This is a genomic window from Saccharopolyspora flava, assembly GCF_900116135.1.
Lineage (GTDB): Bacteria > Actinomycetota > Actinomycetes > Mycobacteriales > Pseudonocardiaceae > Saccharopolyspora > Saccharopolyspora flava.
The window spans coordinates 378052-402389 of sequence record NZ_FOZX01000005.1 but is presented as its reverse complement, the minus strand read 5'-3'; the positions used below and the strand labels follow the sequence as shown (position 1 = coordinate 402389).

Sequence of the window (24338 nt, the reverse complement as noted above, 5' to 3'; positions counted from 1 at the left end):
ACGATAGGCCGCTACCCCGACACGGGCACGGCCAGTCCCTCGGCCGGAAGGGCCGAGGCGACGGCGTCGGGCGCGTAGCGGCGCAGCAGCCCGAGACCGAGCTGCGCGCGGCGCACCCGCTCGCGGCCGAGCCGCACCGCGGTGTCGGTGAGGTGGGTGCCGCTGGGGTAGATGTTGGGCGCGTTGCGCAGCCCGAACTTGACGTAGACCGGGGCGGCGACCCGCACGATCTCGGCGATCTCGAAGTGCCGGACGAACCCGCCCATGTCGTCGGGCGCCTCGACGTAGATGTCCAGCGGCAGGTCGGTGGCCGCCCGGATCGCCGCCAGCTGCCCGAGGCTCAGGTCGGTGGGCACGTTGTAGGTGTCGGCGCCGAGGTCCTCGGCGATGCGCACCGACGCCGGGTTCGCCAGCCCCATCTGCACGCTGATCTTGAACTGCATGTCGCCGGGCAGGTCGCCGGCCGCCCGCATCGCCGAGGCGACCTTGAGCACGCCCAGGTCGGTGATGAGCACGCTGCGGATGCCGGACTCGGCGGTGCGGCGGATGTCCTCCAGCACGTGCACCAGCTGCTCGGTCCCGCGCGCCTGCGCGGCCACGGGCGCGCCGCCGGAGGAGACCGCCATGGCGCTGGTGTCCCACCCGGCCAGCGGGCGGGCGAACAGGCTCAGCTCCACCGAGCGCGCGGCCGCGGTGGCCGACATCGCGGCCAGCTCGTCGTCGGTGAGCAGCATCCCGCCGCTGCCCTGGGAGATGCGGTGCACCAGCACGCCGCGCTGGTCGGCCTCGGCCAGCACCGCGTTGAGGACCTCGGGTCCTTCGGTGCTGGGGATCTCCACGCGGTACTGGGCGCCATCGGGGAATCTCTTGTCGCTGGTGGCCGCCGTGTCGTCGGTGGGCAGACCCAGGGATCGCAGGAAGTCGCGCGTCTGGCGCACCTTGAACACACTCCGTTCGACATTCCGAACAACGTTCGTAGAATCGTATGATCGGGATCGATCCGTGGTCAAGACAACTCGTCCACCTCGATCGACATCGGGTACGATGTTCGAAATATCGGTCAACCCCTCCGGTTGGCCCGGAGTGGAAGGAGTAGCGGCGTTGGCACGAGCGGTACCGGCGGTGGAACGGGCCTTCGACGTCCTCGAACTGTTCCTGGAGACCGATGAGCTCAGCGCTCCGGAGATCACCGCGCAACTCGGGCTGCCCCGCACCACGGTGCACGAACTGGTCGGCACCCTCAACGAGCGCGGCTACCTGATGCCCACCGGGCGCGCCACCAACAAGTACCGGTTGGGCGTGCGCAGCTTCCAACTGGGGTCCGCCTACGCCGAACGGCTCGACCTGGCCCGCGAGGGGCAGCTGGTGGCCGAGGAGATCGCCGAGCGCTGCCAGGAGACCGTGCACGTGGGCGTCCGCGACGGTGCCGACGTCCTCTACGTCTCCAAGGTCGACAGCTCGCACCCGGTGCGCATGGTCTCCGCGGTCGGCCGCAGGCTCCCGGCGCACTGCACCGCTCTGGGCAAGACGCTGCTGGCCGCGCTGCCGCGCGCCGAGGTCGACGAGCTCTACAGCGGGCAGAAGCTCGACGGCATGACCGAGCACAGCATCACCAACCGCAAGACGCTGCGCAAAGAGCTCGACGAGATCGCCGAGGGCGGCGTCGCCCGCGAGTACTGCGAGTCCAACGAGTCGGTGGCCTGCGTGGCCGCCCCGGTGCGCGACACCAGCGGCTCGGTCGTGGCCGCGATGAGCATCTCGGTGCCGATCCTGCGCTGGAACGACGAGACCGAGGCCGCCCTGCGCGACCTGGTCCGCGAAGGCGCCACCGCCCTGTCCGAAAGGCTCGGCCACACGGCGTGATCCGGCGGAGCCGATCAGGTTCTGCTACCCGCACGGCCGAGCAACGCAGCCGCTCGACCGCTCCTCAATGGCGGACGATGACCACCGGGCACTTGGAGTGCAGCGCTGAGCGCTGGCTGACCGAGCCGAGCAGCGCGCCGTAGAAGCTGCCGTGGCCCCTGCTGCCGACCACCAGCAGGTCGGCCTCGGCGGAGGCGTCGATGAGGGCCTGGGCGGCGTGCCCGTGCACCAGCTCGCGCTCGATGGTCACCTCGCTGGAGCGCTGGAACTCGTCGACGGTGTCGTCCAGGCACTGCCGGGCCGAGTCCTCGAAGTCGTCCGGCGGCATCGGGCCGCCCTCCCAGGAGTAGAACGCGGGGAACTCCCAGGCCCCGATCGCGCGCACCGTCGACCCGGTGAGCGCGGCCTGCTTGAGCGCCCAGCGCATCGCGCACTTCGAGGGCTCCGATCCGTCCACGCCGACGACGATCCTGCCGTGCTCCGTCATGACGACCTCCTGCGTTGGCTCTCGCAGCGCCTGCCCTGATCGGGCTGCCTCGCACCGGGCTCGCTCCCCATGGAAGTACGCGGAGCTGATCCCGTCCAGCCCGCGGCGTGTCGGGCCCTGCCATCCACCACCCCGTAACACGAACGGGTTCAGCGGTGTCGTTTTCGTTGTGATCGTCGATCTCGCTCCGTTACCGATGAGGCACATCCGCGCCACCGATCGACGAGGAGCGACATGACATCCAGTACGACCGGGCGGTACCTGGTCCTGCTCGAAGACGAATCGACCATCATCGGCACCCGCGAGCTGACCCGCTTAACGGGCATCCGGCCCGCCAACACCGCCGACGCGGCGGGGGCCGCACCGGGCGAGTTGTTCAGCGGCGCAGGCGGAATCGTGCTGCACCAGCTCGGCGTCGCGCTCATCGACGCCGACGAGGAGCAGTTCGCCAGCCTGCAGCGCGCCGTCGGCGAGACCGGCCCGATCGCCGGAGTCGAGGCCGAGCGCCGGGTCTTCGCCATCGGCGAGCCGACGCCGCCCGCCGACGGCGAGTTCACCTGGGGGCTGCAGGCCGTGCGGGCCGACGCCTCCACCGCGACCGGGGCGGGGGTGCGGGTGGCCGTGCTCGACACCGGCCTGGACGAGCAGCACCCCGACTTCGCCGGGCGCGACATCGTCACCGGCGCCTTCGTCGAGGGCCAGAGCGCCCACGACGGGCACGGCCACGGCACCCACGTCATCGGCACCGCCTGCGGACCGCGCACCTCGCAGGCCGGGCCGGGCTACGGGATCGCGAGCGAGGCCAGCATCTACGCCGGGAAGGTCCTCGGCGACGACGGATCGGGCTCCGACAGCGGCATCCTGTCGGGAATCGAGTGGGCGATCTCCAACGGCTGCTCGATCGTGTCGATGTCGCTGGGCTCGCCGACCGAACCCGGCGCGCCCTACTCGGAGGCGTTCGAACGGGTGGCCCGGCGCGCCCTGGAGCGCGGCACGCTGATCATCGCCGCCGCCGGCAACGAGAGCCAGCGCTCGGCGGGCGTGATCGCCCCGGTCGGCCACCCCGCGAACTGCCCGTCGGTGATGGGCATCGGCGCGGTCGACTCGCAGCTGCAGGTCGCCGACTTCTCCTGCGGCACCGTCGACAACGTCGGCCAGGTCGACCTGGCCGCGCCCGGCGTCGACGTCTACTCCAGCTGGCCCGGCGCCGAGCGCTACCGCAAGCTCGACGGCACCAGCATGGCCACCCCGCACGTCTCCGGCGTCGCGGCGCTGCACGCCCAGCAGTCACCGGACCGCTCGCGGGCGCTGTGGACCAGGCTCACCCAATCCGCCCGGCGGCTCCCGCTCCCGGCCACCGACGTCGGCGCAGGACTCGTCCAAGCCCCGTGACGGGTCGGCAGGTGCGACTGGGCGGCGGGTTCAGCGCTCGCCGCCCAGCTCGTCCTCGATGGCCCGGGCAGCCACCCGCGTGCAGTTGCCGAGGTCTTCGGCCGCGGCCGCGGCCTGGTCGAGGGCCACGTGCACTTCGGGCGGTTCGGCGCCCGCGCCGCCGCTGTCGGCGGCCAGCAGGTCGAGCTGCCGCGCCAGCCGGGCGCTCGCGGCGCTGAGGTCCAGCAGCGCGTCGCGCGCGCGGACGGCCTCGGCGGGACTGTCGGTGATCGCGCGCGTGCCCTCGTGCAGGCGATGCCCGGCGACGGTGATCATGTCGGCGGTCGCGCTGACGTTCTGCCAACTGGTCGGTTGTGGGCTCATCGGCGGGCTCCCCGGTGTCGAACACGCAAACGGTGCGATGCCCGCCCCGGAGACGGGCTGCCCTGGGACTACCCGCGCGAACCCGAGCCTGAACGCAGCGCGCGCGAGAGCAGCACCACACCCGCGGCCCGCGCGGCCACGGCGAGCCTGCGCGAGACGGGCACGGCGACGCGGCGGGCGAACACGTCGTAGCCCGATCCGACGACGTGGTCGAGGATCTCGCCGTAGAGCACCGCCGCGGTGCGCACGCACGGACGCGAATCCGGCGCCAGCAGCGCGATCCCCGGCTCGGCGGTGCGGTAGTGCGCGCGGGTGCGCGCGACCTGGTCGGCCAGCGCCCGCCGCACCGGCCCGTCGGCCCGGCCGCGACGGCGGCACCAGGCCAGCCGCTGCCGGTCCACGCCGAACACCGCCAGCTCGTCGGCCGGCAGGTACACCCGGCCGCGGTCGAGGTCCTCGCCGACGTCCCGCAGGAAGTTCGTGAGCTGGAACGCCACGCCCAGCGCCGAGGCCGCCGCCCGCGCCCGGGCGGGAGCGCCGACGGTGCCCAGCACCGGCAGCAGCTGCAGCCCGATCACCGCCGCCGAGCCGTGGACGTAGCGCTCCAGGTCGGCGCGGGTGGGGTAGTCGGTGACGGCGAGATCCATCCGCATCGAGGCCAGGAAGTCCCCGAACAGCCCCGGATCGATGGCGTGCCGCTCCACGGTGTCGGCCAGCGCCGCCAGCACCGGGTGCTCGCTGCCGCCTTCCTTCAACGCCAGCCGCAGCAGGTGCTCCAGCTCGTCGAGGCGCTCGGCGCGCAGCGCGGGGGAGTCGGGGCCGAGGTCGTCGACGATGTCGTCGACCCAGCGGGCGAAGCCGTAGAGGGCGTGCACGGCGGGCCGCCGGTGCGGCGGCAGCAGCCGGGTCGCCAGGAAGTAGGTGCGGCCGTGCTCGGCGTTGAGCGCCCGGGACCGCAGGTAGGCGGGGCGCAGAGCGGGCGCGATGCCGGCGGCGTCGAGTTCCCGGCGTGCTCCCACCACCGACCAGGCACCCGCGTCCATGGCCTGAATCTCAGCACATCGCGCCGCACCCGGTGCCGCCGGACTCGCCGCCCGGTGAACCCGGTCACGTGCGGGGACCGCCGGGGGAGACCGCATCCACAGCGGACGCCCCCGGCGGCTCTTCTCGCGCGGAATCCCCTCTGCTTTCCGCGCGCCCGTGAGCGGCTCCAGGTCCGCCCACACGAGCGGGACCCGCCCCGGGCGCGGCCATGACGCAAGATCGCGGAACTTTTTCGATCGATTTCCCGACCGGCGGCCGTGCCTGGTCAGGAGGCCTTCCGGGAGCCGCGCCCGGCGTCGGCCACGGCCTGTTCCAGCTCGGCGCGCTTCATCTTCGAGCGGCCCTTGACGCCCAGTTCCCGGGCGCGGTCGTCGAGCTCGGCCTTGGTCAGCTCCGAGAGGTCTTCGGAAGGCTTCGGGGCCCGGCCCTTGCGGGCCTCGTCGACGCTGCGCCGCAGCGCCTCGGTGAGGTCGATGACGTCGGTGGGCTGCGGGGGTGCCTCGGCGGCCTGCACCTCGCCGCCGCGGGCCTTCTCGGCCAGCAGCTCCTCGACCCGCTCGGTGTAGGTGTCGGAGTAGGACTCGGGATCCCATTCGCCGCTCATCGACTCGATGATCGTGGTGGCCATCCGCAGCTCCTTGTCGGAGGGCTCGGCCTGCTCGGGCTGGTCGCCGACGAGGTCGGCCGGATCGCGGATCTCGTCGGCGAAGTACAGCGTGTTCAGCGCCAGCACGTCGGTGTCGGCGCGCACCGCGGTGAGGTACTGCTTGCCGCGCAGCACGAAGGTGGCGATGCCGGCCTGCCCGGTCTCCTGCATGGCGCGGCGCAGCAGGTTGTAGGGCCGGAAGTGCTCCTTGGAGTTGGGTGCCAGCCAGTAGGTCTTCTGGAAGTGCACCGGGTCGATCTCGGTGAGGTCGACGAAGGTCGAGATGTCGATGGTGCGCGAGCGGCCGGGCGCGATCTCGTCCAGTTCGGACTGCTCGACGGTGATGATCCCGTCGCCGTGCTCGCGGCCCTTGACGATGTCGTTGTAGCCGACCTCGTCGCCGGTGGTCTCGTTGACGCGCTTGTAGCGGATCCGGTCGGTGGTCCCGCGCTGGTACTGGTGGAACTGGATGGTGTGGTCCTCGGTCGCGGCGTAGAGCCCGACCGGGATGGTCACCAGGCCGAAGTTGATCGACCCGGTCCAGATCTTGCGCGGCATGGCGTGCTCCCCTCGCCGAGCGCCGGCGTCGCCACCTCCCACGATGCGGTGAGCGCGGGAAGATCGCAGACCTAGCGCCCCAGACGGTGGGTGCCGTCGGGCAGGCGTCGGGTGCGGCCTCGGCGCGCCAGCAGCTCCAGCAAGGGAACCGCGACCCGGCGCGAGGTGTCCAGTGCCCGCTTGGCCTCGCTGAGCGTGAAGGGCTCGTCGAGCTCGGCCAGCCGGGGCAGCGCGGCCTCCTCGGCGTCGGGCAGCAGGGCGAGGCCGGGCGCGAGCCGCAGCAGCGCCCCGGTGCGCTCGGCGGCGGCCAGCTCGCGGTCGCCGAGGCCGAGTTCGGCCAGCTCCTCGGCCGTGGGCGCCCGGAACGGGTGTTCCCGCAGCCTGCCGCGCAGCACCTCCACGGCCCGCGTCACCGCGTCCGGCAGGTCCGAGCCGCCGCCGAGGCGACCGCGGTGGAGGGCGATTCCGGCTTCGGTCGCGATGCCGGGCAACAGCTCCGGATCGGGCAGGTCCAGGGCGCGCAGCGCGGCCCCGGTGGTCATCCCGTCGTCGAGCGGGTGGGTGCGCCGGTGCTCGGCGAGCGCGTCGCGCAGCCGGGCGGCGAGGTGCGCGCGGTGCTGCGGGGACAGCAGCCACGGGCCGTCGCCGGGCGGGGTGGCGCCCATCGCGGCGAGCTCGTCGGCCCGCACCAGGCCGCGTCGCCGGAGTTCGTCGGCCGCGTCGGGGGTGCCGTCGAGCCGGTCGAGCTCGGCGGCCCGCGCTCTGGCGGCGCCGCGTCGTCGCAGCTCGGGCGGGCGGACGTCGAGGACCGTGACGCCCGCGCGGACTCGGTGCTCGCCGGGGTCGCGCAGCAGCGCCCGGTCGCCGATCCGCAGCGGCAGCGGTTGCCGCAGCGTCAGCCGCGCGGTGTCGGCGCCCAGCGGCCGGACGTGGACCGGCACCGCTGCCGAGCCGATGTGCAGGGTGAGCCGCTGCGGCAGCGCGGCCGGTTCCCGCGCGGCCGGGGGCCGCACGCGCACGTCGAGGACGTCGGTGGTCAGCCACCGGCCGGGGGTGATCAACGCGTGCCCGCGCCGGAGCCCGTCGAGGTCGACGCCGCGCAGGTTCACCGCCACCCGCGCGGGCGCCGACAGCGACTCCTCGGCCGAGCCGAGCGCGTGCAAACCCCGGATCGTGGTGTCCAGACCCGACGGGGTCAGCCGCAGCCGGTCGCCGACGCGCAGCGTGCCGCCCTGCAGGGTGCCGGTGACGACCGTCCCGGCGCCGCTGATGGTGAACGCGCGGTCGATCCACAACCGCACGTCGGCGTCCGGATCGGCCGGGGCGAGCCGGTGCAGCATCGCGTCCAGCGCTTCGGCCAGTTCCCCGATTCCCCGCCCGGTGCGGCCGCTGACCTGCACCGACGGCAGGCCGTCGAGGCCGGTGCCGCGCAGCCGGTCGCGGGCCTGCTCCAGCGCGGGCCCGGGGTCGGCGAGGTCGCTGCGGGTGATGACCAGCAGCCCCTCGGACACGCCCAGCGCGTCCAGCGCGTCGCGGTGCTCGGTGGACTGCGGCATCCAGCCCTCGTCGGCGGCGACGACGAACAGCGCGGCCGGGACCGGGCCGACCCCGGCGAGCATGTTGGTCACGAACCGCTCGTGGCCGGGCACGTCGACGAACGCCACCGAGCAGCCGTCGGGCAGCTCGGTCCAGGCGAAGCCGAGGTCGATGGTCAGCCCCCGGCGGCGCTCCTCGGCCCAGCGGTCGGGTTCCATCCCGGTCAACCGCCGGATCAGCGTCGACTTGCCGTGGTCGACGTGCCCGGCCGTGGCCACCACGCGCATCGGCACCTCCCGCTGGTCGTCGGGTTAGTGGGCGTCGAGCACCGCGCGGCGCAGCGCCTCGTCGTCGGCCGGGTCGAGGGCGCGCAGGTCCAGCAGGCAGCGGTGCCGCTCCACCCGGGCCATCACCGGGGGAATGCCGAGCCGCAGCTGCTTGGCGAAGCGGACCGGCAGCGCCACCGCCGCGCTCGGCAGGTCCACCCCGGGCGCCCCGCCACCGCCGACGGTGGCCCGGGACTCGACGGCCTCGGCGGGGATTCCGGCGGCGGCCAGCGAATCCGCCAGCGCCGCAGCGCGTTCCGGCAGCCCGGTGCGGTGCAGGGACTCGGTGACCGGCGGGCGGGGACCGCGCACGGTCGCCTCCAGCGCGGCCAGGGTCAACTTGTCGACTCGCAGCGCCCGCGCCAGCGGGTGGCGGCGCAGCCGGTGCACGATCTCGGCGCGCCCCAGCAGCAGTCCGCACTGGGGGCCGCCGAGCAGCTTGTCGCCGCTGGCGATGACGAGATCGGCGCCGTCGGTCAGGGTCGTGGTGGCGTCGGGTTCGCCGGGCAGCGCCGGGTCGGGGCGCAGCAGCCCGGAACCGATGTCGGCCACGACGGGGACGTCGAGGTCGCGGAGTTCGGCGACCGGGACCTCGGCGGTGAAGCCGCTGATCACGAAGTTCGACGGGTGGATCTTGAGCGCGAACCCGGTGTCCGGGCCCAGAGCCGCGCGGTAGTCGTCGAGCCGGACCCGGTTGGTGGTGCCGACCTCGTGCAGCCGCGCCCCGGTGGAGGTGAGCAGGTCGGGGATGCGGAAGCCGTCGCCGATCTCGACCATCTCGCCGCGCGCCAGCACGATCTCGCGCCCGGCGGCCAGCGCGGTCGCGGCCAGCGCGAGTGCGGCGGCCCCGTTGTTGACCACGTGCGCGGCCTCCGCGGCCGGCACCGCCTCCCGCAGCGCGGCCACGGCCGAGGCGCCGCGCGGACCGCGCTCGCCGGAGTCGAGGTCGAGTTCCACGTCGGTCGTCCCGGCCGCCACCTCCAGTGCCTCCCGGGCGGCGGCCGACAGCGGCGCGCGGCCGAGGTTGGTGTGCAGCAGCACCCCGGTCGCGTTGAGCACCCGCCGCATTCCGCAGGCCGAATCCGGCAGGGCCGCAACGGTGTCGGCCACGACCCGGGTCGGCGGGATCAGCCCGTCGCGGGCCCGCTGCGCGACCTCCCGCACGGTGCGCACCACCCGCTCGTGCCCGAGTCGCCGCACGGCGGCGGCGACGCGCGGATCGGCCAGTACCCGATCGGTGCCCGGAACCTCACGCCGACGATCACCCATGGTTCCCACCGTAGGAACCCGAGTCCACCTCCGCCTGTCCACAGAGGGCGGTTTGCCGGGATCATGCGGAATGCGGACTAGGTGTTTCCCCAGTGATCGGCTGTTCCGGTTCCGCCGAAATCGGTGACATGGGCGCGAATCCGGGGGATATTGGGATCTCGGCCGGGTAGACCTTGACAACATCCATTGACAACGTGGTTAGGCTTTCGCGCATGGCTGGCGCAGCGTGGCAGGCGGGTTCGCAGTGGCTCGACACCGAGGACGGTGTCCGCCTCGCCGTGCACGCGCACGGCCCCGAAGGCGCCCCGACCGTGCTCGCCGTGCACGGGTACCCGGACAACCACACCGTCTGGGACGGCGTCGTCGCCGCGCTGTCGGACCGCTACCGGGTCGTCACCTACGACGTGCGCGGCGCCGGTGAGTCCGGCCGCCCGAGCGGCACCGACGGCTACCGCATCGACCGGCTCGCCGACGACCTGTTCGCCGTCGCCGAGGCCGTCAGCCCGGATCGCCCGGTGCACCTGCTGGCCCACGACTGGGGATCGGTGCAGTCCTGGCACGCCGTCACCGACCCGCGCGCCGCCGGCCGCATCGCCTCCTACACCTCGATCTCCGGTCCCTGCCTGGACCACTACGGCCAGTGGCTGCGCGACAAGCTGCGCCCCGACCTGCGGGACCTGCGGGAACTGGCCACGCAGCTGGCCTTCTCCGCCTACATCGCCTTCTTCCAGCTGCCCGCGCTGCCCGAACTGGCCTGGCGCAGCGGCATCATGCCCAAGCTCATCGCCCACCTCGAACGGCTCGACCCCAAGTCCGCCGCCGCGCCCACCCGGCCCGACGTCGCCGACGGCGTGCACGGTCTGGAGCTCTACCGCGCCAACGCCGGACGCCTCGGTGAGCCCGCGCAGCGCCGCACCTCGGTCCCGGTGCAGGTCCTGGCACCCACCGGCGACCCGTTCGTCTCCGCGCCGCTGCAGACCGAGGTCGACGCGCTCGCCGAGAACCTGCGGGTGCGGCACCTGCCCGGCGGGCACTGGCTGCCCCGCAGCCGCCCGGAACTCGTCGCGCGCTGCGCCGCCGAACTCGTCGACCACGTCGAAGGCGGTGAGCAGACCCGCGGTCTGCGCCGCGCCCGGGTCCGGCCCGGACGCGGCGAGTTCGCCGACCAGGTCGTCGTCATCACCGGCGCCGGCAACGGCATCGGCCGCGCCACCGCCCGCGCCTTCGCCCAGGCCGGTGCGCACGTGGTCGCCGCCGACGTCGACCGCAAGGCACTCGAGGCCACCGCCGAGGAGCTCGGCGAAGCCGTCAGCACCCACCAGGTCGACGTCTCCGACCGGGCCGCCATGACCGACTTCGCGCTGGCCGTGCACGCCGAGCACGGCGCCCCCGACGTGGTGATCAACAACGCCGGGATCGGGCTCGCCGGGGCGTTCCTGGACACCAGCGCCGCCGACTGGGAGGACGTCATCGACGTCAACCTGTGGGGCGTCATCCACGGCTGCCGCCTGTTCGGCAGGCAGATGGTCGAGCGCGGCGAAGGCGGCCGCATCATCAACGTCGCCTCCGCCGCGGCCTACCTGCCCTCGGCCGTGCTCCCCGCCTACAGCACCACCAAGGCCGCCGTCCTCCGGCTCAGCGAGTGCCTGCGGGTGGAGCTCGCCGGCGACGGCGTCAAGGTCACCGCCGTGTGCCCGGGACTGGTCAACACCGGCATCACCACCCGCACCCGCTTCGCCGGGCTCGGCGAGGCCGAGCAGGCCAAGCGCCGCCGCGCCGCCACCGAGCTCTACCAGCGCCGCGACTACGGCCCGGAACGCGTCGCCGAGCAGATCCTGCGCGCCACCCGCCGCGCCCCGGCCCTGGCACCGGTCACCCCCGAGGCCAGAGCGGGACTCGTGCTGTCCCGGTTGACCCCGAAGCTGCTGCGCGCCGCGGCCCGAGCCGACCTGATGCCGAAGTAGGGAGGTGCACGTGACCGAGACCGACCCCGGTGAGCCGGACCGAGTGGCGCTGCACGCCCGCGACGTGGAGTTCGACTGGTCCCAGCTGCCGATGCACTGGATCCCCGGCGAACCCTTCGCCACCCACTGGATCAACTTCCTGCACCTGGTGCTGCCCGAGGGCGAGCGCTGGTTCGTGGAGGTCTTCAAGCAGGCCCTGCCGCTGATCAGCGACGACCGGCTGGCCGAGGACGTGCGCGGCTTCGTCGGCCAGGAGGCCATGCACGCCGAGTCCCACCAGGGCGTGGTCGACCACTTCGACGCCCACGGCCTGGACACCCGCCCGTTCGTTGACCAGGTCCGCTGGATGTTCCGCACGACGCTCGGCGACCGCCCGCTGCGCGGCAAGCGCGCCGAGTCGTGGCTGGTGCAGCGGCTCGCGCTGATCGCCGCCATCGAGCACATCACCGCGTTCCTCGGCCAGTGGATCCTCGACGCCGAGGAGCTCGACGTGGCCGGGGCCGACCCGACGATGCTGGACCTGCTGCGCTGGCACGGCGCCGAGGAGGTCGAGCACCGCGCGGTGGCCTTCGAGGTCTACCAGCACGTCCACGGCCGCTACCCGCAGCGCTGCCTGTCGATGCTGCTGGCCGCGGGGGTGCTGACCGTGCTGTGGGTGCGCGGGCTGCGGTTCCTCATGGCCTCCGACCCGGTGCTGCGCGGCAAGCGCAAGCCCCGCTGGCGCGACTTCCTGCGCAGCGGCCGCCTCGGGCTGACCCCGAGCTACCGGCAGCTGCTGGCCGCGTTGCCCGCGTACTTCCGGCCCGGCTACCACCCGTCGCAGCACGGCTCGACCGCCCGGGCCGTGGACTACCTGGCGACCTCACCGGCGGCGTTGGCGGCGGGGCAGTAGATGACCGTGGAACTGCCGAGGTCCCTCGACGGCACCGGACCGGATCGGCTCATGGGCGTGGTGCACCGGCTGGTCGGCGGCGTGGAGTGGCTGCACCGCAACAGCCGCCGCGACGCGACCCCGCCGCGCCCGGTCCACCGCGACATCCCGCTGGTCATCACCGAGATCCGCGACGAGGCCGACGGCGTGCGCAGCCTGCGGCTGACCCGCCCCGGCGGCGGGCGGTTGCCCGCCTGGCAGCCGGGCGCGCACCTGGACGTGCTGCTGCCCTCGGGCCGCAAGCGCCAGTACTCGCTGTGCGGGCCGCCCGGCGAGCGGTCGCACTACCGGATCGCGGTGCGACGGCTGGACGGCGGCGCGGGCGGGTCCCGCGAGATCCACGACGAGCTCGCCGAAGGCGACCGGATCGTCGCGCGCGGGCCCCGCAACGCCTTCCCGTTCGTCAGCGGGCGCTCCTACCTGTTCGTGGCAGGCGGCATCGGCATCACCCCGATCCTGCCGATGGTGCGCACCGCGATGGCCCGCGGCGCCGACTGGCGGCTGGTCTACGCGGGACGGTCCCGGGCGTCGATGCCGTTCCTGGCCGAGCTCGCCGAGCTGCCCGCCGAGCGGGTCTGGATCCGTCCCGACACCGAGTTCGGCATCCCCGCGGCCGGGACCGAACTGCTCGACCACGCCCCGGCCGGGGCGGCGGTCTACGCCTGCGGGCCGGTCCCGATGATCACCGCGCTGCGCCTGGCGCTGCCCGGCAGCGCCGCGAAAGGCCTGCACTGGGAGCGGTTCTCGGCCCCGCCGATCGTCGACGGGCGCGACTTCACCGTCGAGCTCGCCCGCAGCGGCCGCACCGTCGAGGTCCCGGCCGGGCGCAGCGCGCTGGAGGCCGTCGGCGAGGTGCTGCCCGAGGTCGCCTACTCGTGCCGGCAGGGCTTCTGCGGCACCTGCCACGTCCCGCTGCTCACCGGCGAGATCCGCCGCCGGAGCCGAGCGCGCGGCGGCGACGTGGCCCTGTGCGTGGATCGAGGGCGGGGGCACATCGCCGTCGATCTGTGAAAGACCCCGGTTCGGGGGGACCGGAGGGGAGGCGGTGTAGCCCGGTTGCGGGGTGTGACCGGGCTACACCGCGACAATCAGCCGCGCTGGGAGGAAAACCGCTTCCCGCCACCGCAGGTCGCGCCGTAGTGTCGGGCGGGAGCGATCTGGGAGGACGCGGTGGAACTCGAAGGCGCGCAGGAGATCACCTCGACCGACGAGCTGGCGGAGATCGTCGGCGAACCGCTGCAGCGGGTCCGGGACAAGCAGCGCCCCGCGCTGCACCCGCTCGACGTCGACTGGCTGGCCGCCTCGCCGTTCTGCCTGGTGGCCACCTCCGACGAGCGGGGACGCTGCGACGTCTCCCCGAAGGGCGACCCGGCCGGGTTCACCCTCGTGCTCGACGAGCGCACCATCGCGATCCCGGAACGGCCCGGCAACCGGCGCGTCGACGGGTTCCGCAACGTGCTCGCCAACCCGCACGTCGGACTCGTCTACTTCATCCCCGGCCGCGGCGACACGCTGCGCGTCAACGGCCGGGCCCGGCTGCTGCGCGACGCCCCGTTCTTCGACCGGATGGTCGTCAAGGGCCACCGGCCCAGCGTGGTGCTGCTGGTGGAGATCGAGGAGGTCTTCCACCACTGCGCCAAGGCGTTCCTGCGCTCCGGGCTGTGGGAACCCGAGACCTGGCGCCCCGACGCCGTGCCGTCCCCGGCCCGCATCGCCAAGGACCTCACCCGCCGCGACGACTCGCTGGCCGAGCTGGAGCGGTACTACTCCGACGAGCGCTTCCGCTCGATCCTCTACGACGCCCAGGCCTGATCGCGCGCCGCGTCGCGGAAGCGCGCCGGGGTGAGCGCGTAGTAGCGGCGGAACCAGCGGGTCAGGTGGCTCTGGTCGGCGAAACCGGACTCCACCGCGGCCTGCGCCGGGCTGCTGCCGGACTCCAGCAGCCTGCGCGCGTGCCGCACCCGCAGCTGCCGCTGGTACTCGCCGGGCGTGAGCCCGTGCAGGTCCCGGAACGCGCGGTAGAGCGCGAACCGGCTGCGGCCGCTGATCTCGGTCAGCCGCGCGGTGCCGATGTCCTCGGCGAAGTGCTCGTGCAGCAGCTCCCGCACCTGCCGCAGGCCCTCGTCCTCCCGCCGCGTCTCCGGCGCCCAGCCCGGGGGAGCGGCGGTGACCGCGCCCAGCCGCACCATCGCCCGCACCGCGGAGTGCAGCGCCTCGTCCTGGGCGAGCGCGCTCTCCCCGCCCACCAGCGCGTCGTGCACGCCCCGCAGCGCCGAGGCCAGCGCGGCGTGCAGGTCGTAGCGGTGGTGTTCGAAGTGCGCGCGCATCACCTCCACCGGCATCCGCGCCGAACGCCGGTAGGACACCCACTCCTGACTCATGCCCCCATTGTTCCCGGTCGCCGGAGGGACCGAGCGCACCAGCGTTCAAGACCAAGTGCCGCCGCCGCGTCTGAGATGAGCGCATGGCACAACAGACGAAGATCGCCGTGGTGGTGCGCGACGACCTGGCCGGGTGGCAGCGGGTCAACGTCACCGCCTTCCTGGCCAGCGGCATCACCGCCGCCCACCCCGAGCTCATGGGCGAGGACTACGTCGACGCCGACGGGCGCGAGTACCTGCCGCTGCTGGGCCTGCCGGTGCTGGTCTTCGCCGCACCGGCCGAGGACCTGGCCCGCAGCCACGCCCGCGCCGTCGGCCGAGACCTGCCCACCGCCGTCTACTCCGAGGGCATGTTCAAGACCGGCAACGACGCCGACAACCGCGCCGTGGTCGCCGAACGCCCCACCGACGAGCTCGACCTCGTCGGATTCGCCGTCCACGGACCCCGCAACGCCGTCGACAAGATCTGCAAGGGGCTGTCCCTGCACCCCTGAGGTTTGCGAGATCCACAGGCCGGGTAACCGGTCGGCATGGCGGCCACGTGGCTGAACTGGCCGGTGCTGCGGCAGCTCACCGGCCCCGACCGGCTGGCCCGGGGACCCGCGGCCCGGTCCCGGCGCACCGACGAGATGCGGGCGCGCACCAGCGACGCCGACGAGGTCACCCGCTCGGTGTGCCCGTACTGCGCGGTGGGCTGCGGCCAGCGGACCTACACCTCCGGCGGCCACGTCACCCAGATCGAGGGCGACCCGGACTCGCCGATCAGCCGCGGCCGGCTGTGCCCCAAGGGCTCGGCCAGCCGCGAGCTGGTCACCTCACCGCTGCGCGAGACCCGCGTCCGCTACCGGCGCCCGCACGGCACCGAGTGGGAGGACCTCGACCTGGACACCGCGCTGGACATGATCGCCGACCGGGTGCTGGCCACCCGGGAGCGGACCTGGGAGGACGCCGACGCCGACGGCAGACCGCTGCGGCGCACGATGGGCATCGCGAGCCTCGGAGGAGCGACCCTCGACAACGAGGAGAACTACCTCATGAAGAAGCTCTACACCGCCCTCGGCGCGATCCAGGTCGAGAACCAGGCGCGCATTTGACACTCCTCCACGGTGCCCGGTCTGGGCGCCTCCTTCGGGCGCGGCGGCGCCACCACCTTCCTGCAGGACCTCGCCGAATCGGACTGCGTCCTCATCCAGGGCTCGAACATGGCCGAAGCCCACCCGGTCGGGTTCCAGTGGGTCGTGGAGGCCCAGGCGCGCGGCGCCACCGTCATCCACGTCGACCCGCGCCACACCCGCACCTCGGCGCTGGCCGACCGCCACCTCGCGCTGCGCGCCGGAAGCGATATCGCGTTCCTGGGCGGGCTGATCAACCAGGTGCTCACCCGCGAGGCCCACTTCCACGACTACGTCGTGCACTACACCAACGCGGCGATGATCGTCGGCGAGGACTTCCGCGACACAGAGGACCTCGACGGGGTGTTCTCCGGCTTCGACCCCGACGCGGGCAGCTACGACACCACCACCTGGCAGTACCGGGGCAGCGAAGCGGTCCCGCCCGTCGGCGGGCACGGAACCGAGGAGGCACCCAGCACCGCCCACGGCCGGGAGCGGCAGAGCAGCCGTCCCGAGCGCACCGGATCCAGCGGGCCGGTCTACCACGGCCACCCCGACTCCGACCCGACGCTGCAGCACCCGCGCTGCGTGTTCCAGCTGCTCAAGCGGCACTACGCCCGCTACACCCCGGAGGTGGTGGAGGAGATCTGCGGCATCTCGCAGGAGGAGTTCACCTGGGTCGCCGACCGGCTCATCGCCAACTCCGGCCGCGACCGCACCTCGGCCATCGCCTACGCCGTGGGCTGGACCCACCACACCGTCGGCGCGCAGTACATCCGGGCCGCCTCGATCCTGCAGCTGCTGCTGGGCAACATCGGCAGGCCCGGCGGCGGCATCCTCGCGCTGCGCGGGCACGCCAGCATCCAGGGCTCCACCGACATCCCGACGCTGTTCAACCTGCTGCCCGGCTACATCCCGATGCCGCACGCCCACACCGACACCGACCTGGAGTCGTTCGTCGCCGACGACGAGAACGCCTGCGGCTACTGGGCCAACATCCGCTCCTACCTGGTCAGCATGCTCAAGTCCTGGTGGGGCGAGCACGCCACCGCCGACAACGACTTCTGCTTCGACCGGCTGCCCCGGCTCACCGGCGACCACGGCACCTTCCAGACCGTGCTCGACCAGATCGAGGGCCGCTGCCCGGGCTACTTCGTCATCGGTGAGAACCCCGCGGTCGGCACCGCCAACGCCCGTCAGCAGCGGATGGGGCTGGCCAACCTGGACTGGCTGGTGGTGCGCGACCTCAACATGATCGAGACCGCCACCTTCTGGAAGGACGGCCCCGAGATCGAATCCGGGGAGATGCGCACCGCCGACATCGGCACCGAGGTGTTCTTCCTGCCCGCGGCCGCACACACCGAGAAGGACGGCACCTTCACCAACACCCAGCGGCTGCTGCAGTGGCACCACAAGGCCGTCGAACCCACCGGTGATCAGCGCAGCGACCTGTGGTTCTTCTACCACCTGGGCCGCCGCATCCGGGACAAGCTCACCGGCGAGACCGAGCGCGACCGCGCCGTGCTGGAGCTGACCTGGGACTACCCGACCCACGGCGAGCTCGACGAGCCCAGCGCCGAGGCCGTGCTCGCCGAGATCAACGGCTACGACGCCGACGGCCGGCCGCTGTCGGCCTACCCGCAGCTGCGCGCCGACGGCTCCACCTCCTGCGGCTGCTGGATCTACTGCGGCGTCACCGCCGACGGCGTCAACCAGTCCGCCCGCAGGAAACCCGGCGACCAGCAGAGCCGGGTCGCGCCCGAGTGGGGCTGGGCGTGGCCGGCCAACCGCCGCATCCTCTACAACCGGGCCTCCGCCGACCCGGACGGCAACCCGTGGAGCGAGCGCAAGGCCTACGTGTGGTGGGACGCCGAGCGCGGCGAGTGGACCGGCCACGACGTGCCCGACTTCGACAGGGACAAGCGCCCCGACCACCGGCCCGCCGACGGCGCCGTGGGACCGGAGGGCATCGCCGGGACCGAACCGTTCATCATGCAGAGCGACGGGCGCGGCTGGCTCTACGTGCCCGCCGGGCTGGTCGACGGCCCGTTCCCGGCGCACTACGAACCCCAGGAATCCCCGGTCGCCAACCGCCTGCACCCGCACCAGCAGCGCAACCCGGCCCGCCAGATCCACTCCCGCCCGGAGAACCGCTATCAGCCCAGCGGCACCGAACCCGGCAGCGAGGTCTTCCCGCACGTGTTCACCACGTTCCGGCTCACCGAGCACCACACCGCCGGGGGCATGAGCCGCTGGCTGCGGCACCTCTCCGAGCTCGCGCCGGCGATGTTCCTGGAGGTCTCCCCGCAGCTGGCCGCCGAAGCGGGCCTGACCCACGGCGACTGGGCCACCGTCATCACCGCCCGCAGCGCCATCGAGGGCCGGGTGCTGGTCACCGAGCGGATCCGGCCGCTGCGCGTCGGCGGGCGCACCCTGCACCAGATCGGCATCCCGTGGCACTGGGGCCCCAACGGCCTGACCACCGGCGACGCCGCCAACGAGCTCATCGGCGTGGCGCTGGACCCGAACGTGCACATCATGGAGACCAAGGCCGGGACCTGCGACATCCGGCCCGGTCGCCGTCCCCGCGCCGCCGCGCTGCAGCGCCTGGTCGCCGAGTACCGCGACCGGGCGGGCATCACCGAGCGCACCGGCACCGAGCACGCGGACGATCCCCGACGGGAAGGAGGCTGACAGGTGAGCTCCCACCGGCTGTCCGGACCGCTGCCCGACCCGGCCGCGGAGACCGGCTACCCGCCGCAACCCCGCGCCGGGTTCTTCACCGACACCAGCGTGTGCATCGGCTGCAAGGCCTGCGAGGTCGCCTGCAAGGAGTGGAACCTGCTGCCCGAGGACGGGCTGGAGCTCACCGCCACCTCCTACGACAACACCGGCGAGCTCAGCGGCACCACCTGGCGGCACGTCGCCTTCGTCGAGCAGTCCGGGACACCGGCCGAGCTGGGGATGCCGTCCTTCGGCGCGCCCGACGAGCAGCAGGTGCGCTGGCTGATGTCCTCCGACGTCTGCAAGCACTGCACCCACGCCGCCTGCCTGGACGTGTGCCCCACGGGGGCGCTGATCCGCACCGAGCACGGCACGGTGCTGGTGCAGGACGACGTCTGCAACGGCTGCGGCTACTGCGTCCCGGCCTGCCCCTACGGCGTCATCGACATCCGGCCCGACACCGGCGGCGCGGCCAAGTGCACCCTGTGCCAGGACCGACTGGGCGCCGGGCTGAAACCGGCCTGCGCGACCGCCTGCCCGACCGAGTCCATCCAGTACGGACCGCTCGACGAGCTGCGCGAACGCGCCGCGATGCGGGTCGAGGAGCTGCACGAGCGCGGCGTGACCAGCGCCCGGCTCTACGGCCACGAGCCGACCGACGGGGTCGGGGGAGACGGCGCGTTCTTCCTGCTGCTCGACGACCCCGAGGTCTACGGCCTGCCGCCGGACCCGGTGGTGACCACCCGGGACCTGCCGTCGATGTGGCGGCACGCGGCGGCGGCCGCGGCCACCGCGGCGGTCGTGATCGCCGGATCGTTCCTGGGGAGGAAGCGGTGAGGTCGTACTACGGGCGCCCGGTGATCAAGGAACCGGTGTGGAAGGTCCCGGACGTGCCCGCCTACCTCTACCTCGGGGGCATGGCCGGGGCGTCGTCGACGATGGCGCTGCTGGCCGGGCTCACCGGCCGCGACCGCCTGGCTCGCGCGGGCAGGATGGCCGCGGCCGTGGGTGCCACGGCCAGCGTCGGGGCGCTGGTGCACGACCTGGGCAGGCCGATGCGGTTCCTGAACATGCTGCGGGTGGTGAAGGTGACCTCGCCGCTGAGCGTCGGGTCCTGGATCCTCGCCCCGTTCTCCGGTCTGGCCGGGGCCGCCGCGGCCGGGGACGTCACCGGGCTGCTGCCCGGCCCGGCCCGGGCGGCCGGGGTGCTGGCGGGCGCGATCGCCCCGGCGATGACGACCTACACCGCGGTGCTGCTGGCCGACACGGCCGTGCCCGGCTGGCACGAGGGCTACCGGGAGCTGCCGTTCGTCTTCGCAGGCAGCGCCGTGAGCAGCGCCGGAGCCGTCGGGATGGTCGCCGCTCCCGCCGAGGCGACTCCGGCCCGGCGGATGGCGGTGGCGGGTGCGGCGCTGGAACTGGCCGCGAGCAGGCGCATGGAGGCGCGGATGGGCCTGGCCGCCGAGGCCTACCGCACGGGCCGCGCCGGGAAGGTGCTGCGCGCGGCGCGGGTGGCGACCGCGGCCGGTGCCGCGCTGGCGCTGCCGCGCCGGCGGGCGACCGGGCTGGCGGCCGGAGCGCTGCTGACCCTGGGTGCGATCGCGACCCGCTACGGGGTCTTCGAGGCGGGCCGGGTCACGGCTCGCGACCCCCGCTTCGTGGTGGAGCCGCAGCGGGAACGGGTGAGCGAACAAGGGACTGAAGTCCGTGGCGAAGTGCACTGATCGAATGCGCCCGTTGACGTGCGGTAGTCACTCACGCGAGTGAGCAGTGGTTCAGGTCTCACCGCGCGTAGTTTGATTTCAGGTGAATAACGCGTTTCTGATCAAGAAATGACCTGCGAAAACGATCGAATCGTGGCGATCTTGATTACGTTTCTATGACGAGTGCCACCCGCTCATGGTTTTGTTCACGCTTTTCAGCTACGTAGCGTTGCCCGGCGTCGGCGCCCCCGAGCCGACGGCAAGCCAGGAAGTCCGCAGCGCCGAACCCTGCCCGGCGGACTCTCCGAAACCCCGAGACGCATCGCGGGCAGGGACGTGACGACCGCCGGAGACCCCGGCACCGACCGTTGGGGGCAAACCCGGCCGGTGCCCGCGGGGGAGGCCGGGACGACGGTGTCGCGCAGGCGTCGCTGGAGACGAAGACAGCATGGGCAAGCACCGCAAGTCCACCACCACTCGCCGCAACATGACCCGCGTCGCCGTGGCCGGCGCCATCGTCGCGGCGCCGTTCGCGATGGCCCTCCCGGCCAACGCCGCCTCGGAGTCCACCTGGGACGCCGTCGCGCAGTGCGAGAGCGGTGGCGACTGGAGCATCAACACCGGCAACGGTTACTACGGTGGCCTGCAGTTCAACCAGTCCACCTGGCAGGCCTACGGCGGCAGCAGCTACGGCTCGAACGCCGCGCAGGCCAGCAAGGCCCAGCAGATCGCCGTGGCCGAGCGCGTGCTGCAGGCGCAGGGCCCGGGTGCCTGGCCGGTGTGCTCCAAGAAGGCCGGCCTGACCGCGGGTGGCAGCGCCGAGCACCAGGACGTGGCCTCCTCGGGCGGCTCCTCCCAGAAGAGCACCGAGAAGAAGTCCACGACCAAGAAGAAGAGCACGGTCAAGAAGACCGTCCAGGTCGAGGGCACCTACACCGTGCAGACCGGCGACACCCTGAGCTCGATCGCCGAGAAGAGCGGCGTGAGCTGGCAGTCGATCTTCGAGAAGAACCGCTCGATCGTCCAGGACGCGAACGTGATCTTCCCGGGTCAGCAGCTCGCCATCAAGTGACCCACCCGGTCCTCGGACCCGGGTGCGCATGATCGAGGGACCCCGCCTGCCTCTCTCCGGCGGGGTCCCTCGTCTGCGGACGCGACTACTTGAGCTTGCGGCGGCGCAGATCGGCGCGGATGTCCCACGCGGTCCAGCTGATTCCGGCGAAGGCGAAGAAACCCAGCAGCAGGAGGAGTTCGGTCACTTCTCGGCTCCCTTCGGATCTTGACGGACACCGTCGGGATCAAATCCGAGCGTAATTGCACGTTCGTTGATCGCCGAGCGTATCGCCGCAATAGACCCCAACGGGTGAGCGTTGCAGTGCGGGCACTCCGCCGTTCGGCCCCAAAAGTCCGCCGCAGCACGAAAACCGCACCGATCGTGAACCACGTTCCGGTCCGAGGTGCCGGTCATCTGATCACGCAGCGTCCTGCCGGGGAATCACCACGGGTGAAACGTCCTCGATAGCGGGACGTCCCGGCATGTCGACCAGGCGGGCGCGCCCCGCCCCGCCGGACCATGGACGTGACCGCACTCACCGCGTTCCCCCTCGTCCCGACCTCCGGAAAGGGGACCTTCGATGTTCATCGCAGCTCAACTCGATGCCGCCGCTGGTTCCGGCATCGACGGTTGGGTGGGCCCGGCGGCGATCACCGCCGGGGTGCTCCTGCTGATCGTCGCGCTGTTTCGCCGCAGCCGGTCCACACTGGCCAGGAAGCGAGGGGCGGCGCGCCCGAGTGCGGCCGATTAGCGGTGTCGCGCAGCCCTGAGCCGACCTGGCGCGCCGCGTGCGACGGCCGCCTGAGGGGGGAGGGGACGCATGACCGACACCACGCGGGAGACCGACGAACCATCGGTCGACCAGACGCCGGCCCAGCGCCGAGCACCCGAACAACCACCGCGCACCGGGCGCCACCGGCCACCCGACCAGCGGCAGGACCCCGAGCAGTCCAGCCCCGAACAGTCCGGCACCGACCAGACCGGGGTTGACCAGCACTGGAAGGTCGTCCCCGCGCCGGAGCGCCACCCCGAGCGCACTCGCCGCCGGGATCTGCGCACCAACCTCGCGATCAACGCCGGCCGGATGGCCGCGTCGCTGTCGCAACGCCTCGGCCTCGGCTCCGGCGGCATGATCGGTGGCCGTCTGGCGATGACGCTACAGCCCGACCTGCTGCAGCGGCTGGCAGCCGGTCGGCGTGTCGTGATGGTCACCGGGACGAACGGCAAGACCACCACCACCCAGATGGTCGCCGAGGCGCTGCGGGCCCAGGCCCCGGCCGTCAGCAACGCCACCGGCGCCAACATGCTCGACGGCCACGTCGCCGCCCTGCTGACCCGGCTCGACGCCCCGTTCGCCGCGCTGGAGGTCGACGAGCTGCACCTGGCGCAGGTCACCGAGCGCTTCGAACCGGCCGCGATCCTGCTGCTCAACCTCAGCCGCGACCAGCTCGACCGCGTCGGCGAGGTCCGCACCGTGGCCGCGAGCCTGCAGCGCGCCCTGGCCCAGGTCCCGGACGCGCAGGTCATCGCCAACCGCGACGACCCCAACATCGTCTTCGCCGCCATCGACCACCCGCACGTCACCTGGGTCTCCGGTGGTGTGCGGTGGCGCGACGACGCCCTGAACTGCCCGCGCTGCGGCGCTTTCATCGGGGACGTCGACCGCGACTGGCGCTGCGAGTGCGGCCTGGCCCGCCCGCCCGCGGACTGGAAGGTCACCGACACCGGCGTCCTCGACGCCGAGGGCACCCACCACGAGCTCGCCCTGGCCCTGCCCGGGCACGTCAACCGCGTCAACGCCACCTTCGCCCTGGCCGCCGCCCTGGAGCTCGGCGGCGAGGAGGCCCCGGCGCTGGCCCGCATCCGCCGCATCTCGCAGGCCGCGGGCCGCTACGACACCGTCCGCGTCGGCGGCCGCAAGGTCCGGCTGCTGCTGGCCAAGAACCCCGCCAGCTGGCTGGAGATGCTCGACCTGGTCTCGGGCAACGACGAACCCCTTGTCCTGGTGGTCAACAGTCGCGAAGCCGACGGCTACGACGTCTCCTGGCTGTGGGACGTCGACTTCGAGATGCTGCGCGGACGACCGGTCCAGGTCGCCGGTGACCGCGCGCTCGACCTGGCGGTGCGCTTGCGCTACGCCCAGGTGCCCGCCACCGTCGCCTCCACCGTCGAGGTCGCCCTGGGCGGCACCGACGGCGGCGTGCCCGACGTGATCGCCAACTACACCGCTTTCCGCGACGTGCTGACCAGGAGCCGCAGATGACCGGGAACCGAGTCCGCATCGCACTGGTGCTGCCCGACCTGCTGGGCACCTACGGCGACCGCGGCAACGCGATCGTGCTCGCCCAACGGTTGCGCTGGCGGGGCATCGGCAGCAGGCTCGTCACCGTCCTGTCCTCGGACGACGCCGTGCCGGAAGGCTGCGACCTGTACCTGATCGGCGGCGGTGAGGACGTCGCTCAGGTCGCCGCCGTCCGGTTCCTGCGCCGCGGCGGGGGACTGGCCCGCGCCGTCGAGCACGGCGTGCCGGTGCTGGGCATCTGCGGCGGGCTGCAGGTGCTGGGCACCAGCTTCGTCACCGGCGACGGGCAGCGCCACGAAGGCCTCGGGCTGGTCGACGCCGCCACCGAACCGGGACGCGGCCGCGCCATCGGCGAGGTCACCACCCAGTCCACCCTGGGCGGGGTGGGGATGCTGACCGGCTTCGAGAACCACCTCGGCCGCACCACCCTCGGCCCCGGCTCGCACGCGCTGGGCCGGGTCGTGCGCGGCGTCGGCAACGGCGCCGAGGAGGCCGAGGGCGCGGTGACCGGCCACGTGGTCTGCACCTACATGCACGGCCCGGTCCTGGCCCGCAACCCCAAGCTCGCCGACCTGCTGCTGGAGTGGGCGATCGGCGAGCCGCTGGCGCCGCTGGCCGATCCGCCGGAGCTCAAGGCGCTGCGCACCGAGCGCACCCGCGTGCACGTGCGCAACCGCAAGTAG

At 73.1% G+C, this 24338-nt stretch carries 22 protein-coding genes; 14 read left to right on the top strand and 8 right to left on the bottom strand.

Features of this window, described 5'->3' with window-relative positions:
* Positions 1 to 11 precede the first annotated feature (11 nt).
* The gene (locus tag BM424_RS17645; protein WP_093419351.1) at positions 12 to 938 is read right to left on the bottom strand and encodes a U32 family peptidase; all 927 of its coding nucleotides are present in this window, start codon (positions 936 to 938) and stop codon (positions 12 to 14) included.
* Between the two features lie 163 nt (positions 939 to 1101).
* Between BM424_RS17645 and BM424_RS17640 the strand changes: the two genes are divergently transcribed.
* Positions 1102 to 1863, top strand: coding sequence for an IclR family transcriptional regulator (locus BM424_RS17640; protein ID WP_093419132.1), 762 nt, complete (start codon positions 1102 to 1104; stop codon positions 1861 to 1863).
* A 64-nt stretch (positions 1864 to 1927) separates the two neighbouring features.
* On the opposite strand, the gene BM424_RS17635 is transcribed toward BM424_RS17640, so the two are convergent.
* Positions 1928 to 2350, bottom strand: a complete 423-nt coding sequence (locus tag BM424_RS17635; RefSeq protein ID WP_093419129.1) for a universal stress protein — start codon at positions 2348 to 2350, stop codon at positions 1928 to 1930.
* Between the two features lie 234 nt (positions 2351 to 2584).
* On the opposite strand from BM424_RS17635, the gene BM424_RS17630 reads away from it, so the two are divergent.
* Positions 2585 to 3742, top strand: coding sequence for a S8 family peptidase (locus BM424_RS17630; protein WP_093419126.1), 1158 nt, complete (start codon positions 2585 to 2587; stop codon positions 3740 to 3742).
* A 30-nt stretch (positions 3743 to 3772) separates the two neighbouring features.
* Here BM424_RS17630 and BM424_RS17625 read toward each other — a convergent pair whose 3' ends face one another.
* The 5 genes from BM424_RS17625 to selA form a co-directional block, all read right to left on the bottom strand.
* Positions 3773 to 4105 (bottom strand): hypothetical protein, encoded by a 333-nt coding sequence (locus BM424_RS17625; protein WP_093419122.1) that lies wholly within the window; start codon positions 4103 to 4105, stop codon positions 3773 to 3775.
* A 68-nt stretch (positions 4106 to 4173) separates the two neighbouring features.
* Positions 4174 to 5148, bottom strand: a complete 975-nt coding sequence (locus BM424_RS17620) for a phytoene/squalene synthase family protein (RefSeq protein ID WP_093419120.1) — start codon at positions 5146 to 5148, stop codon at positions 4174 to 4176.
* A 266-nt stretch (positions 5149 to 5414) separates the two neighbouring features.
* Complete coding sequence (ku, locus tag BM424_RS17615; protein WP_093419118.1) at positions 5415 to 6353, bottom strand: non-homologous end joining protein Ku; 939 nt, start codon at positions 6351 to 6353, stop codon at positions 5415 to 5417.
* 71 nt (positions 6354 to 6424) lie between these two features.
* A complete protein-coding gene (gene selB, locus BM424_RS17610) occupies positions 6425 to 8176 on the bottom strand; it encodes a selenocysteine-specific translation elongation factor (protein WP_093419116.1) in 1752 nt (583 codons plus the stop codon).
* Positions 8177 to 8200: 24 nt separating this feature from the next.
* Positions 8201 to 9484, bottom strand: coding sequence for an L-seryl-tRNA(Sec) selenium transferase (gene selA, locus BM424_RS17605; RefSeq protein ID WP_093419114.1), 1284 nt, complete (start codon positions 9482 to 9484; stop codon positions 8201 to 8203).
* Positions 9485 to 9696: 212 nt separating this feature from the next.
* Here selA and BM424_RS17600 point away from each other — a divergent pair, with 212 nt between their 5' ends.
* The 4 genes from BM424_RS17600 (at position 9697) to BM424_RS17585 (ending at position 14191) form a co-directional block, all read left to right on the top strand.
* Entirely contained in the window at positions 9697 to 11448 is a 1752-nt protein-coding gene (locus tag BM424_RS17600; RefSeq protein WP_093419113.1) for an SDR family oxidoreductase, read from the top strand.
* Positions 11449 to 11458: 10 nt separating this feature from the next.
* Positions 11459 to 12340 carry a metal-dependent hydrolase gene (locus BM424_RS17595; protein WP_245775917.1) on the top strand — a complete coding sequence of 294 codons (882 nt, stop codon included), beginning with the start codon at positions 11459 to 11461 and terminating at the stop codon, positions 12338 to 12340.
* Positions 12341 to 13390, top strand: a complete 1050-nt coding sequence (locus tag BM424_RS17590) for a PDR/VanB family oxidoreductase (protein ID WP_093419111.1) — start codon at positions 12341 to 12343, stop codon at positions 13388 to 13390.
* Between the two features lie 159 nt (positions 13391 to 13549).
* Entirely contained in the window at positions 13550 to 14191 is a 642-nt protein-coding gene (locus BM424_RS17585) for a pyridoxamine 5'-phosphate oxidase family protein (RefSeq protein ID WP_093419110.1), read from the top strand.
* On the opposite strand, the gene BM424_RS17580 is transcribed toward BM424_RS17585, so the two are convergent.
* On the bottom strand, positions 14173 to 14760 hold the full coding sequence (locus BM424_RS17580; protein WP_093419108.1) for a helix-turn-helix domain-containing protein: 588 nt from the start codon (positions 14758 to 14760) through the stop codon (positions 14173 to 14175). The two genes, BM424_RS17585 and BM424_RS17580, sit on opposite strands and share 19 nt — an antisense overlap.
* Before the next feature lie 83 nt (positions 14761 to 14843).
* Between BM424_RS17580 and BM424_RS17575 the strand changes: the two genes are divergently transcribed.
* From BM424_RS17575 to BM424_RS17540, 8 genes are all read left to right on the top strand, one after another.
* Positions 14844 to 15254 (top strand): DUF2000 domain-containing protein, encoded by a 411-nt coding sequence (locus BM424_RS17575; RefSeq protein WP_093419107.1) that lies wholly within the window; start codon positions 14844 to 14846, stop codon positions 15252 to 15254.
* A 36-nt stretch (positions 15255 to 15290) separates the two neighbouring features.
* Positions 15291 to 18566, top strand: coding sequence for a formate dehydrogenase (fdh, locus tag BM424_RS17565; RefSeq protein ID WP_175548141.1), 3276 nt, complete (start codon positions 15291 to 15293; stop codon positions 18564 to 18566).
* Between the two features lie 3 nt (positions 18567 to 18569).
* Complete coding sequence (locus BM424_RS17560; protein ID WP_093419101.1) at positions 18570 to 19433, top strand: 4Fe-4S dicluster domain-containing protein; 864 nt, start codon at positions 18570 to 18572, stop codon at positions 19431 to 19433.
* Complete coding sequence (gene nrfD, locus BM424_RS17555; RefSeq protein WP_245775916.1) at positions 19430 to 20320, top strand: NrfD/PsrC family molybdoenzyme membrane anchor subunit; 891 nt, start codon at positions 19430 to 19432, stop codon at positions 20318 to 20320. Before BM424_RS17560 ends, nrfD begins: the two co-directional genes overlap by 4 nt.
* Before the next feature lie 427 nt (positions 20321 to 20747).
* Positions 20748 to 21371 carry a LysM peptidoglycan-binding domain-containing protein gene (locus tag BM424_RS17550; protein WP_093419100.1) on the top strand — a complete coding sequence of 208 codons (624 nt, stop codon included), beginning with the start codon at positions 20748 to 20750 and terminating at the stop codon, positions 21369 to 21371.
* A 562-nt stretch (positions 21372 to 21933) separates the two neighbouring features.
* Positions 21934 to 22104, top strand: coding sequence for a hypothetical protein (locus tag BM424_RS28900; protein ID WP_175548140.1), 171 nt, complete (start codon positions 21934 to 21936; stop codon positions 22102 to 22104).
* Positions 22105 to 22173: 69 nt separating this feature from the next.
* Positions 22174 to 23616, top strand: coding sequence for a MurT ligase domain-containing protein (locus BM424_RS17545; protein ID WP_093419099.1), 1443 nt, complete (start codon positions 22174 to 22176; stop codon positions 23614 to 23616).
* Complete coding sequence (locus BM424_RS17540; protein ID WP_093419098.1) at positions 23613 to 24338, top strand: type 1 glutamine amidotransferase; 726 nt, start codon at positions 23613 to 23615, stop codon at positions 24336 to 24338. The genes BM424_RS17545 and BM424_RS17540 overlap by 4 nt, the downstream gene beginning before the upstream one ends.